This is a genomic window from Lysinibacillus sp. JK80, from assembly GCF_027557635.1.
In the GTDB taxonomy this organism is placed as follows: Bacteria; Bacillota; Bacilli; order Bacillales_A; family Planococcaceae; genus Lysinibacillus; species Lysinibacillus capsici.
Window position 1 is genome coordinate 4,151,619 of the sequence record NZ_CP058997.1, and the last position, 12,855, is coordinate 4,164,473.

Sequence of the window (12,855 nt, forward strand, 5' to 3'; positions counted from 1 at the left end):
AAAGATAAACCTACACAAATAAATCGGTGAGCGTTTCTCTCACCGATTCATTGCTACTATGACGTAAATGCCTTTAAGATTGTCTCTAATTTCATACCACGTGAACCTTTAAGTAAAACAATAGATGATTCATTCGCTTGTTTTAGCTTTTCAATAATAGCCGTATAATCATCTTCTGTATACAATAAACGTTCAGCCTCAAAGCGCTCTTTTAATATTTTGTAAAGATATAGCATCCGAGGGCCAAACAAACAGACATAATCAATTTCATCCTCATTAATATGCTCAACCAGACCCTCATGGAAACGTTGCTCATTTGGTCCAAGCTCTAGCATATCTCCTAACACAAGCCATTTTTCAGGTCGAATAGTTGATGTAGCCATAAATTGAATGGCAGCTTTTACAGAGGTTGGAGCTGCATTATAGGCATCATTGATAAATAGAGCGCCATTCGTTCCTAGTACCTGTTGCATCCTCATATCAGTTAATACGACATGCTCTAAGGATGTACGTATTTGTTCATTGCTTAAACCTAGCTTATGAGAAATTAACATGGCCACAAGTGTATTTTTTACTTGATGCTTGCCAAGCACTGAAATAAAGAAATCACCCTCGATCAGACCGTGTGTAGTGAAGTGGCTGCCATCAGCGTTAGCATGAATATTGTCAGCGTATAAAAGATTATTGGATTCTAACCCGAACGGCACTGACTGTAATTGCTGTTCTTTTGCCACTAATTCCTTGAGCAAAGGTTCATCACCATCATAGAATAATAGACCATCTTCTTGCATTCCTTGAATAATTTCAAACTTAGCTTTTGCAATACCTGCACGTGACCCCAAATCCTGCATATGGGCCTCACCAATGTTGGTAATAACCGTCATATGTGGACGAGCAAGCTTCGTTAAAAACTCAATTTCACCAAATCCACTCATGCCCATCTCAAGGACAGCCACATCTGTATCTTCATCAAGCTGTAAGATAGTAATAGGCAAGCCCAATTGATTATTAAAGTTCCCGATCGTTTTTTGTACTTTAAAGAATGGAGCTAGTGTTCCCGCTAAAATATCCTTTGTTGATGTCTTACCATTTGAACCTGTAATGCCTATAAATTTTGCTTTATGTTCATTACGATATGCTCTAGCCATTTCTTGCAAAGCTAATTCTGGATCATCCACAAACAACAACGGGTAACCTTCTGGTGGATTCGGCTCATCCTTTTGCCAAAGAGAAGCTCCGGCACCTTTCTCAAATGCCTGCATTACAAACTTATGCCCATTTGTATGCTCACCACGAAATGGAACAAATAGGTCTCCTTGTTGAATTGTTCTTGTATCAATAGAAATTCCTGACACAACAGTGTCACCCAAAGCCGCCATATCCTCATTTAACCATGCAGCTAATTGTTTTAAAGTTTTTTTCACGATAATCCCACTCAGTCTTTTTTATAGTGGAGCTGTTGTTTTTCTTCATAGCGTTCAATTGCTAGGGTAATTAAACGGTCAATCAGCTCTGGATAACTCACATCTGTATGCTGCCATAATAATGGATACATACTTACAGGCGTAAAACCTGGCATTGTGTTTACTTCATTAATGTAAACGTTATTTTCAGTTGTTACAAAAAAGTCCGCACGAACTAAGCCGCTACCATCTATAGCCTTAAATGCACGCTTTGCCAGTTCTTTTAAGCTTGCCACAGTTTCTACTGGAAGCTCAGCTGGAATAATAAGTGCTGTAGAACCGTCCTTATATTTAGAATCATAATCATAAAAATCAGTAACGGGTTTAATTTCTCCTGGCTCTGATACTTCAGGATAGTCATTTCCTAACACCGCTAGTTCAACTTCACGAGCGACAATTCCCTGTTCAACAACGATTTTACGATCATATTGTAAAGCAACCTCAATTGCTTTTACCAATTGCTCGCGATCTGTTGCCTTGCTAATCCCAACACTTGACCCTAAGTTTGCAGGCTTCACAAACATTGGCCAATTCAGGTTATTTTCACAGCGTTCAATGATTGCGTGTTGCTCATTCTTCCACTCACTACGAATAAAATACGTATAGGGCACTTGAGGTAATCCAGCAATTTCAAATAATTGCTTCATTACCACTTTATCCATTCCAGCAGAGGATGCCAATACACCATTTCCTACATACGGTAAATTTAGAACCTCAAGTAAACCTTGCACTGTTCCATCCTCACCATTCGTACCATGTAACAATGGGAAAATGACATCAAACTTTACCTCATTGCCATTTTTATCAAGCAAAAAATCAGTGATATTATTTTCTAAAATTGTAGTATTATCACCAAATTGTAGTTCTTCTATTGCACTGACGGGTTTTTCTAAACGCTCTCCACGGCGCCATTCCCCGTCAGTTGTAATGAAAATCGGATATACTTCATACTCCTCGAAATTCAAAGCTCCTGTGACTGCACGTGCTGTCGATAACGACACTTCGTGCTCCGCTGACTTTCCGCCGTATAATAAACCGATTCTTTTTTTCATTTTTGTGCCCTCCACATACTTCTTGAGTACTATTAGTTTATCATGAAACGTCTTGACAAATGACATAAAAATCTCACCGTATTTTTAACGGTGAGATTTTGCGTGTACATTTCTTCGATTATGCCCCAGCATCAATACTTCCTGCTATTAAATTGTACAGGAATAATGCAACATAAATATTGTCTACCAACATCTTAGTTCTTTGATTGCGTCACCATGAAGTTTAAATAATATAGATTAATTCATCATGCTCTGTTTTTAAAATCGTATTTAAGTCATCCCAAACTTCGTCAGGAAAAGAATATTCAGACAGATTGCGAACTTCTATTCCATACGCTACTTTTGGTTTCTCAATCCGATACAAAGATAGTAACGCTCCATCTTTCGCAAAGGATCGGTAAGAACGTAAAAAATCTGGTGATATAGCGGGAATACTCGCTTTTACTTTTCGACGCCAAAATCCAGTGCTGCGTTCCTTTTCACGAATTAAACTATTAAAAACATTGGCAACCAATAAATCCGAATCACTTAAATGACGAAAATAAATTTTAGTCATTTTCTCTAAGTCTGAAGAATAATAGACGAATCTATTTTGTAATTTATTAAAAAATGCTGACGTAATTGGTTCTTTCTTGTGACTTATGTACAGCAATTCTCCTTGTTCCATCGGTGTTAAATGATCTAGCCTCTTCTCGTCCATAAAATCTACCCAGCATAATTCTTTAGATTCAGCAGATTTTTTCACAAAACGAGGAACATCTTCTTCTAATACATATTCAAATTGTGTATGCATATTAAAAGAACCGTCTTCATAGGAATGTTTTAATAACAGTAAGTGATGTAGTGGTTCAAGTGCAGCCACAAATTGCGAGAATTTTAACCCGCTAAATATAACAAATTTATCGACATCATTCATATGAACATAAATATGATACATAAAATCATCAGCTGACTTTAATTTTTTAGCCACAACCATCACCCCATTCTTCACTACATTATAAGACTAAACATGATTTTTTTGAAACATTTTATGTTAATTGTCGTCACTACTATATACGCAGGCATAAAAGTAATTTTTGCGTTATAATTAGGAATGTTAAACATGCATTTGCATATAAAGTTTAGATTACTCAATGAGTTCAAGTATTTGCTTAAAATTCCATTGACAATATTCAAAGCAAATTGCAAGCTTATCAATAGATATGAGCTATTTTCACACCACTGCTGGTTATTAATTTGCTTTCTTCTTTGACCAATTATAAACGAAATAGGGAGAATCGCATCACATTTACTCATATTGAGATACTATTTTAATTTTAGGTGGCTTTTATGGAAAATAAACGAAATTTCGCAAATCGTTTTGACTGGACACTTGCATTTATACTCTTCACTTTTCTAGTCATTAGTTTGTTAGCTATTGCATCTGCCCAAACTTCAGGACAATATGGCATTAACTACGTACCAAAACAAATGCAATGGTATGTGATTGGTGCAGTAATTATTGGTATAGTCATGTTTTTTGAGCCAGATCAATATAAAAAAATGTCATGGTATATGTATGGAGCAGGGATTGCCTTACTGGTACTGCTTATTTTTATGCCAGAAGGAGAAGGTCAAATCGGTGCACCCGTTAATGGTGCTAAAAGTTGGTATCATACGCCGATTGGAAATATTCAGCCTTCTGAGTTTATGAAAACTTTTTACATTTTAGCACTAGCTCGATTAATTAGTAAGCACCATGAAATTTATTCATTACGATCAATTAAAACAGACTTTTTGCTACTAGGTAAAATCGCTATCACCTTAATCGTACCATTAGCTATTATTTTAAAGCAGCCTGACCTAGGCTCAGCACTTGTATTCTTTGCCATTACGGCAGCACTTATCATTGTAGCAGGGATTTCTTGGAAAATCATTCTACCAACATTTTTAGGTGGCATGGTAGCAGGCGGTACCCTACTGTGGATGGCACTCTATATGCAGGACTTTCTAGAAAAAACATTTGGTTTTAAGGCCTATCAATTTGCTCGTATTTATTCTTGGCTAGACCCCTATTCCTATTCATCCAGTGATGGCTATCATTTAATTACCTCTTTAAATGCCATTGGATCAGGTGAAATTTTTGGTAAGGGATTTAGAAATCGTGAAGTATATGTAGCTGAAAACCATACCGATTTCATTTTTACAGTTATCGGCGAGGAATGGGGCTTTATTGGCGCTAGTATTGTTATTTGTATTTTCTTCTTATTAATTTATCATTTAACAAAGACAACCCTATTACTGAAAGATCCCTTCTCGACCTATGTATGTGCTGGGATTATTGCTATGATTACCTTCCACGTTTTCGAAAATATTGGTATGACTATTCAATTATTACCTATCACAGGTATTCCACTTCCGTTCATTAGCTACGGAGGAAGTTCACTTATGGGGAATGCTTTAGCGATTGGGCTAGTCTTTAGTATGCGATTCCATTATCGAACATATATGTTTACCACACATGATGAAGATGAATAAATATAGAAAAAGGGAAGTCTCGCGTATTGAGACCTCCCTTTTTCTATTGGAAACGAGTTAAGCTTGAACTTGCGGAGTTTGCGTTGGTGGTGTTAGCACTTTTAAAAGTTCTAGTCGAGACTTTGTTACAGTGGCTGTTACACCCAACTTAGATAAATTCGAAACAATCTTTTTCAAATCTACTTCTTTTGTCATACATTCCACCTCAATCTTTCCTCGATTTTATATAACGTTTTATTTACGAAAAAGTTTCATTTTTCTACGAGTATGATGTCTGACAAATTTATCATACCATTTAACTTCCCTTTAAAATTTTTCAATTTTGTTACATTGTAAATTTTTCACATCATCAAACTTTTCCATCAAACATATTTAAATTACCCAAAATGGCTACATTTTATTCAAAAATCAGAACATAGATTTAAAAAATCTAAAATGCTTCATTTCTTTCTTTACTAAATTGTTCCACTTTATTCAAGCTTCCCTTCCCCTATTGTTGTAATCGCAAGAACAAGAGAGGTAGAATATACATATTGAAATATCGTATGAAAGCAGGGAACTGTATGAAAAAGGCTATTTTACTATTGATGTCTGTTCAATTCCTCGTTTATCTAGGGTTCGGCATTATTATTCCCGTCTTACCAGAGGTAATTGTGCAGCAAAATTGGCATGATCTCCACGTGGGTGGTTTATTGACCGTTTATTCACTTGCAAGTTTTTTCACAGCACCGTTATGGGGGATGCTATCAGATAAGGTAGGGCGAAAACAACTAATCCTTACTGGTCTAATTGGCTTTAGCCTTAGTTTTGTTATTTTTTCACTATTTATAGATAACCTAGCTATATTGTATGTTTCACGTATTATTGGTGGTTTATTTTCAGGTGCATTATATACAGCAGTAACAGGATTTATCGCCGATATATCTAGTGAAGAGGATCGCAATAAGTATATGGGCTTTATGGGCATGTCCATTGGTCTTGGGTTTATTTTTGGTCCAGCAATCGGGGGAATGCTAGGCCATTATAGCTTGCAGTTACCGTTTACTGCATCAGCATCATTAATTGCACTATTATTTATTTATGCAAGTTTCGTCCTAAAAGAACCTAAAAAACGAAAAGATTCAAATAAACGTGCTATAGTGCCAAAGGGTGCTGCAACAATGTTACAATTCCGTGTGCGCTATCTATTTATGTTTTCTTTTTTAGTAACTTTTATGCTAGCTGGCGTAGAGGCTACATTTCAGCTATTTCAAATCGAAAAAATTCACATTACACCATTACAAATTGGTTACTTGTTCATGTTTAGTGGATTTGTCGATGCTGCTATTCAAGGAGGGGTCGTTCGACGCATAAAAAATGGCAGTGAAACGACATGGTTAATCGGTGCACAAATTGTAACTGCTATCGGCATGCTTTTATTTACATTGACAGCTAATCTTTTTATCGCTGGGCTTGCCCTTTGTGTCTTTACAGCAGGTAATGCACTTGCAAGAACATGTGTTGTATCACTCTCCTCTAAAGAATCTGGAGGACAATATGGAACTGCCGCTGGACTGTCCTATTCAATGGATAACTTAGGACGTATTCTTGGTCCACTCTTTTTTACATGGTTATTTACCGTACAAGCAAGTCTTGGTTATTATATTTCGGCTGCAATAGCCATTCTTTCTATAAGCCTAATCTTTATATATAAGGCATCCCGTAAATCATTACGTCTTCCGTAAAATATAGTAGGTTGCATTTTATGAATTTCTAACTATTAGAGAATTACTAATTAAACCATGCGGATTATTCCTATATATCAAAGGGATAATCCTTTTCCATGCTATCTAGCCATTTCATATCTTCTTTCCGCATTTGAAGTAGGCTATACTAAGTATGTTATTAACAATACAAAGGCAGGTGTAGGAATGAGCATTTTTACAGATATAGAATATTTAGTTCCTTTAACTTTGTTTTTTAATATTTTATTAGCCATGACCATCATTTTCTTAGAACGTAAAGATGCTACCTCTACATGGGCATGGATCCTCGTGTTATTTTTCCTGCCATTAGCTGGATTTATTTTGTACTTATTACTTGGAAGACAATTACGAAGAAAGCACCTATTCCGTTGGGAAGGACGCAAGGATATTGGGATTGATAATCTGATTACCTATCAGATGGAAGCGATTCGAGATGAAACGTTTGAGTTTCGTATTGCTAATGCAGAAAATTATCAAGAGATGATTTATATGCACCTCAGAACAAACAATGCGGTGTTAACACAGGACAACCATCTGGATATTTTTGATGATGGTGCCGATAAGTTTGAGCAGCTCCTTAAAGACATTGAAGCAGCTAAAGATCACATTCACATCCAGTATTATATTTTTAGACTTGATGACTTAGGTACACGTATCGTCAATGCATTGATAAAAAAAGCAAAGCAAGGTGTTAAGGTGCGTCTTCTCTATGATGAAATGGGATCACGTAATGTTAAAAGACGCCATTTTAAAGAGTTGCTGCATGCTGGTGGTGAAGTAGAAGTTTTCTTCCCATCCATTTTGCCACTTCTTAACCCTCGTTTAAATTTTAGAAATCACCGAAAAATCGTTGTCATTGATGGTCGAATTGGCTATATTGGTGGTTTTAACGTCGGTGACGAGTATTTAGGTTTACAAAAAAAGTTTGGTTATTGGCGAGATACACACTTACGTATTGAGGGTAGTGCCGTACATCCTTTGCAAACACGCTTTTTACTCGACTGGAACCAAGCTAGTGCACAACAAAAAATGGGGTACTCTGATCGTTACTTCCCTGCCATCCCACAAAAAGGTGATGTGGGTTTACAGATTGTTTCAAGTGGACCAGACTCAGACTGGGAGCAAATAAAGATCGGTTACTTAAAGCTTATTAATATGGCTCAAAAATATATTTATATTCAAACACCATATTTCATCCCAGATGTTAGTTTTTTAGACGCCATTAAAATTGCCACCTTGTCAGGCATCGATGTACGCATAATGATTCCTAATAAGCCTGATCATATGTTTGTATATTGGGCTACTTATTCTTATGTGGGTCAATTATTACGTGCTGGAGCCAAAGTCTACATCTATGAAAAGGGCTTTATCCATGCTAAAGCTATTATTATTGATGACGAGGCTTCCTCTGTCGGAACAGCGAATATTGATGTACGAAGTTTTAGTCTAAATTTTGAAGTCAATGCCTTCATATATGATGCAAATATATCGCACCAATTGGCAGAACTGTTTGAGAAGGATATTTTTGATTGTACGGAATTAACATGGGAAATGTATAAAAACCGTTCAACACTGATTAAATTTAAAGAATCTATTTCCCGTCTATTAACACCCATTTTATAAAAATAAAAAGGAAGAGAGCCTGTTCACAGAATGGCTTCTCTTCCTTTTATTATTTTACGCCTAAATATTCTTCCAACGTAATGTTTTTCTTTGTTATCTCTTTTGCAATCTCTTTGCCCACATAACGATAGTGCCATGACTCATACATATAACCTGTTATCTCTTCTTTGTTTTGAGGGAAACGCAAAATAAAGCCGTACTCCTGGGCATGTGCAAATAGCCATTGCCCTGCTGGAGTTTCCCCAAACTCTTCTGTCAGCCACACATCTTCTTTTCCACGCTCTCCTATATCAAACGCTAAGCCTGTTTGATGTTCTGAGTAGCCAGGACGAGCACTATATCGATCTGCCGCTGCCTGTCCATCACGCTTAACATAGTTATCATAAAGGGTTGTTTGATATTCAAAAGATCGATAGCCACTAAATGCAACTAAATCAAATCCTTGCTGCTTGGCAGCTGCTAACATTTGATTTAACGCTTCTCGTGCTTCTGGATTTTCTTCAGGTGCAAAGGTAGATGGAAGCGGATAAATTTTATTAGCTAACAGAATACCATTGATATAGGTTGGTTCCGTAGGTAATGTTTGATTTGGAAGATACCCATTTTCGTCTGGTTGTTGCTCTGGCTTTGCAGGAGTTTCAGTATTGTCTAGTTTCTCTGTTGCAGTAGAATCTTGTTCAGTTGTTTTGTTTGTTTCTGTTGTTTTTGGCTGCTCATCAGATGCACTATTTACTTGATTATTTTTATAGTTATAGACTACAAAAATTGCTACAATTAACGCGATAGATATGAAAGCACCAACGATAAGCGGAAGACGATTGTTTTTCACTCTTTATACCCCTTTTAAAATATCAGGTATCTAAAAGGATATTTAAAGCATTTCACCTTGAAAATACCTATTTTATTGTATTACTAGTTATAATCTTATTTTAGCACTGTTCACATTTTCAGGTGTAAATTTCCTACGTAAATATTCAATTAATCTGTTAGAACGATGACAAATACTACTATAGATGCAATTGCGAAAAAAACTGCCATATACTGCATCCATTTTGCTTCTTTTACATAACCTTGCTCTTTAAAGCTTTTTGCTCTAAACCCATTTGATAGGGCAAACATGATCGTCATTGCAAGTACGGCAAAATTAAATTTCCCCATAATAATAAATACAAGTGCTGCAATACTAAAAATTGCGACAAGAATAGATGATAGCCATTTTTTGTTCATCTTGCTGTCCTCCTAAAAAAATCGAGGCAGCAAAGGCGCCTCGACATCAATCAATTTATTTTTTTGCTTTCTCAGGATGTTCCGAATAATATTTACGCCCAATATATGTTTGAATAATCAACAATGCACCACTGACAGACCAATACAAAGGCAGTGCTGCCATAGAAGACATGGAGATAAAGACAATCATAATTGGTGAAATATAAATAAACATTTTCATCTGCGCTTTTTGTTGCTCAGGTACCGTCCATAAAGATACACGAGCCTGGATTAGGTAAACAATCCCTGCAACAATAGTCATTACGATATCAGGTGAACCTAAGCTAAACCATAAAAACTCATGGGATTTAACATCGGCAGAATACAAGATCGAGAAATACAGACCCATAATAATCGGCATTTGAATTAACATCGGTAAACAACCCATATTAAGTGGATTAATGCCATGCTTTTGATATAGAGCCATCATTTCTTGTTGATATTGCGTTTGCTCTTCTTTTGTCTTAGCTTCCTTCATTTTTTTCTGAACGGCTTCCATTTCAGGTTTAAAAGCATCCATCTTCGTTTTCATTAATTGCTGTTGACGATAGTTTTTTAGCATAATCGGCATTAATACTAAACGAATTAGAACAGTAATCGCAATGATTGCTAAACCATAGCTCCCTGAAAAGATATCATTCCCGAAAAACTCCAATAAAAATTCCATAGGTTTTACAAAGATACTATAGAAAAAACCTTCTTTGTTTTGCACAGCTTGACAGCCACTAAGAACAAAAACGGCAATACCAAGCATTGAAAATAGCTTCAAATTTTTCATTTTTCCACCTACTATTATTTATCAACTACTGTGAAGTATACCTTATAGGGTCTCTCTTTATCAAATAGCAAGTGCTACTTATTCCTTAAGCTGGTTCCTCAGATGATTCATCAAAAAAGATGCGAGCTTTAGCAACGCTAATATGTTCGCACCTTCTCATTTTCTATGCTCAAAATCTACACATTTTGTAATTCAGCTTCTGCCATTTCAAAACGATAAAATTCATGATGAAGCTCGTCTCTAAAATGTTTTGGCGTAACTCCAGTATATTTTTTGAAAATACGAGTAAAATAACTTTGATTACAGAAATGGAATTGATCTGAGATAGAAGTAATACTTTTGTTTGTATGTCGTAAGTAGTATTGTGATTCTTCTACACGTCTAACATTTAAATACTCAACCAATGTAATGCCCACATGTTCTCTAAAAATACGTGATAAGTGACTAGTACTTATATGAAAGTTATTTGCTATACTTTCAACAGTTAAATCATTTTCAAGCTCGTCATTTATATACATTATCACTTTGTTAACAGTTTGATGTCGGAAAGTCGGTTGTTTGCGATCTGCAATAAAGTAAACAAAGAAATCAATTAAATCATCAGCAAATTGTAAAAACTCTGCGTCTTTCATTTGATTTTCTATCATATCGTTACAAGCAATATTGAAAGCAAATGCTTTTTTCGAAGGTACTTGATTGTCCAGCAATTTACGAGCAACAATTGATGACAAAACAGAAAAATAACTTCGAACGATTTTAATGACCTGTTTGCCAAAACGAATTGAGAGAATATCAATTAACTCATGCAAAGATTTTTTCGCTTTTGCAGATTCTAAATGGTAAATTTCAAAAATTAATTTCGACTCAATATTAAAAAATTCTTCGACACCGATATATTGATTAATATTATCGATTTCTTGGAAGTATCTTTTGGATATCGTTTCTGACATAGAATGTTGATGTAGTTGCATAATCTTCCCCATCTTTCCTCAGAGTGCACGAATTGCATGACAATATTTGACACCAATCCCGACGAATTAAAAATAAGAAAATAGTATTTACTTATTCAATATAAGAACTGAGTCCTATTTCACAAATTTTATTAACAAATAAATCAAAAATAACCCTACTAAAACACCAGATATAAAAAAAATAGACTATACAGTGAATTTTACCATATTCTGCGATTTCCTTTCAACCACATTTTAATTGCTACTCTAGTTCTAATTTATCACATATGCATAGTAGAAACCTCGTAAACTTATTCCTAACAATTAAATTTTACCATATACATATCAAAATAAATTAGTCATTTTATAAATTTATTTACAAATTATACAAAACAACTTACATCATTCTAATGGATCATTCGACATTTTTCTATTTTATTCCTAAATCTTCTCTATATAATTTATATGAATATGTAGTAAAATAGATGATAATACTATTTTTAAAAGTTTAGACGAGGTGTTTAAAGTGGATCCAAAACAAATAGAAGAGATCATGGAAATTATTAAGGAATTCTTCCCTGAAAATACGTCCATCGCTATCTCTGATACAAATGAATATTTGTATTACCAACCAAGCAAGAAAGTTGATTTAAAAATTAAACCTGGTGACCCTATCAAAGAAGGTTCAGCCGCACACAAAGCATTAAGCTATGGTCAAAAAATCAGCTCTTATATCGAACCTGATGTCTTCGGTGTCGCTTATTATGGCATGAGTATTCCTTTAATGGAGGAAGGCGAAACAAAAGGAGCTATTACTGCTATCTTCCCGCAAAAACCATCAGCATTCTTAACTAACTACATTACAATCAAAATTGATGATTGCTGGTACCCAATCAAACATGATCAAGTTATTTATTTAGAAACACAACTCCGTAAAACATTTGTTAAAACAATGACACGTGAAGGTTATCACCGTTTAAACTTAAGTGATCTAGAGCTATTTTTAGCACCTGACTCATTTATTCGTTGTCACCGCTCTTATATCGTTAACATTGACTACATCGATGAAATTCAACCAGATTCACACTCAACGTTTTTATTAATTATGAAAGATGGTACACGTATTCCTGTTAGCCAACGCTATGCAAGCTATTTCCGTCGTTCTTTAGGTTTCTAATTTGTATGAACAGCGAGCAATTTTTATAATTGCTCGCTGTTCTTTTTTGCGCACAAATCCGCCTCATTTACCTCAACATTTAACTATTTTTGCACTATTTTTAATATAGAAAACAACTAAATTTATACAGCTCTACAATAAAACGTTTTCTCTGTCGAAAAATCATCTTAATGCTCGATTTTCCTTTTTTTACTCAATTTAATGCTAATTCTAAAGTTTTTGTGACAATTTGGTGATAGTATTATTCAAATGGTTGGAGTCATACTACAACTGAATAAACAGAA

12 protein-coding genes are annotated in these 12,855 nt (G+C 35.1%); 4 read left to right on the top strand and 8 right to left on the bottom strand.

What is annotated here, in order from left to right; genetic code table 11:
• Positions 1-56: 56 nt before the first annotated feature.
• From HXV90_RS20820 to HXV90_RS20830, 3 genes are all read right to left on the bottom strand, one after another.
• Positions 57-1,424: a UDP-N-acetylmuramoyl-tripeptide--D-alanyl-D-alanine ligase gene (locus tag HXV90_RS20820; protein WP_269897924.1), complete on the bottom strand. Its 1,368-nt coding sequence runs from the start codon at positions 1,422-1,424 to the stop codon at positions 57-59.
• 11 nt (positions 1,425-1,435) lie between these two features.
• Positions 1,436-2,515 carry a D-alanine--D-alanine ligase gene (locus HXV90_RS20825; protein ID WP_269897925.1) on the bottom strand — a complete coding sequence of 360 codons (1,080 nt, stop codon included), beginning with the start codon at positions 2,513-2,515 and terminating at the stop codon, positions 1,436-1,438.
• Between the two features lie 223 nt (positions 2,516-2,738).
• Positions 2,739-3,491: a hypothetical protein gene (locus HXV90_RS20830; RefSeq protein WP_048394266.1), complete on the bottom strand. Its 753-nt coding sequence runs from the start codon at positions 3,489-3,491 to the stop codon at positions 2,739-2,741.
• A gap of 353 nt (positions 3,492-3,844) precedes the next feature.
• Here HXV90_RS20830 and HXV90_RS20835 point away from each other — a divergent pair, with 353 nt between their 5' ends.
• Complete coding sequence (locus HXV90_RS20835) at positions 3,845-5,032, top strand: FtsW/RodA/SpoVE family cell cycle protein (protein WP_036079404.1); 1,188 nt, start codon at positions 3,845-3,847, stop codon at positions 5,030-5,032.
• Between the two features lie 57 nt (positions 5,033-5,089).
• On the opposite strand, the gene HXV90_RS20840 is transcribed toward HXV90_RS20835, so the two are convergent.
• Positions 5,090-5,227, bottom strand: a complete 138-nt coding sequence (locus HXV90_RS20840; RefSeq protein WP_004232019.1) for an Lmo0850 family protein — start codon at positions 5,225-5,227, stop codon at positions 5,090-5,092.
• 368 nt (positions 5,228-5,595) lie between these two features.
• On the opposite strand from HXV90_RS20840, the gene HXV90_RS20845 reads away from it, so the two are divergent.
• Together HXV90_RS20845 and cls are read left to right on the top strand one after the other, a co-directional pair.
• Positions 5,596-6,756 (top strand): MFS transporter, encoded by a 1,161-nt coding sequence (locus HXV90_RS20845; RefSeq protein WP_048394263.1) that lies wholly within the window; start codon positions 5,596-5,598, stop codon positions 6,754-6,756.
• A 186-nt stretch (positions 6,757-6,942) separates the two neighbouring features.
• On the top strand, positions 6,943-8,400 hold the full coding sequence (gene cls / locus HXV90_RS20850; RefSeq protein ID WP_103119112.1) for a cardiolipin synthase: 1,458 nt from the start codon (positions 6,943-6,945) through the stop codon (positions 8,398-8,400).
• Positions 8,401-8,449: 49 nt separating this feature from the next.
• Here cls and HXV90_RS20855 read toward each other — a convergent pair whose 3' ends face one another.
• The 4 genes from HXV90_RS20855 to HXV90_RS20870 all read right to left on the bottom strand — a co-directional run bounded on the left by HXV90_RS20855 (position 8,450) and on the right by HXV90_RS20870 (position 11,415).
• Complete coding sequence (locus HXV90_RS20855; protein WP_054549595.1) at positions 8,450-9,229, bottom strand: M15 family metallopeptidase; 780 nt, start codon at positions 9,227-9,229, stop codon at positions 8,450-8,452.
• Positions 9,230-9,378: 149 nt separating this feature from the next.
• Positions 9,379-9,627: a hypothetical protein gene (locus HXV90_RS20860; RefSeq protein WP_048394257.1), complete on the bottom strand. Its 249-nt coding sequence runs from the start codon at positions 9,625-9,627 to the stop codon at positions 9,379-9,381.
• A 55-nt stretch (positions 9,628-9,682) separates the two neighbouring features.
• Positions 9,683-10,444, bottom strand: a complete 762-nt coding sequence (gene yidC / locus HXV90_RS20865; protein ID WP_004232011.1) for a membrane protein insertase YidC — start codon at positions 10,442-10,444, stop codon at positions 9,683-9,685.
• Between the two features lie 176 nt (positions 10,445-10,620).
• On the bottom strand, positions 10,621-11,415 hold the full coding sequence (locus tag HXV90_RS20870) for a helix-turn-helix transcriptional regulator (protein WP_048394255.1): 795 nt from the start codon (positions 11,413-11,415) through the stop codon (positions 10,621-10,623).
• Positions 11,416-11,920: 505 nt separating this feature from the next.
• Here HXV90_RS20870 and HXV90_RS20875 point away from each other — a divergent pair.
• The gene (locus tag HXV90_RS20875) at positions 11,921-12,571 is read left to right on the top strand and encodes a LytTR family DNA-binding domain-containing protein (protein ID WP_004232004.1); all 651 of its coding nucleotides are present in this window, start codon (positions 11,921-11,923) and stop codon (positions 12,569-12,571) included.
• Positions 12,572-12,855: the final 284 nt, after the last annotated feature.

Coding starts and splice junctions, on each gene's coding strand:
- HXV90_RS20830 (WP_048394266.1), bottom strand. CDS start 3,491: ATGGTTGTGGCTAAAAAATTAAAGTCAGCTGATGATTTTATGTATCAT.
- HXV90_RS20835 (WP_036079404.1), top strand. CDS start 3,845: ATGGAAAATAAACGAAATTTCGCAAATCGTTTTGACTGGACACTTGCA.
- HXV90_RS20840 (WP_004232019.1), bottom strand. CDS start 5,227: ATGACAAAAGAAGTAGATTTGAAAAAGATTGTTTCGAATTTATCTAAG.
- HXV90_RS20860 (WP_048394257.1), bottom strand. CDS start 9,627: ATGAACAAAAAATGGCTATCATCTATTCTTGTCGCAATTTTTAGTATT.
- yidC (WP_004232011.1), bottom strand. CDS start 10,444: ATGAAAAATTTGAAGCTATTTTCAATGCTTGGTATTGCCGTTTTTGTT.
- HXV90_RS20845 (WP_048394263.1), top strand. CDS start 5,596: ATGAAAAAGGCTATTTTACTATTGATGTCTGTTCAATTCCTCGTTTAT.
- cls (WP_103119112.1), top strand. CDS start 6,943: ATGAGCATTTTTACAGATATAGAATATTTAGTTCCTTTAACTTTGTTT.
- HXV90_RS20870 (WP_048394255.1), bottom strand. CDS start 11,415: ATGCAACTACATCAACATTCTATGTCAGAAACGATATCCAAAAGATAC.
- HXV90_RS20825 (WP_269897925.1), bottom strand. CDS start 2,515: ATGAAAAAAAGAATCGGTTTATTATACGGCGGAAAGTCAGCGGAGCAC.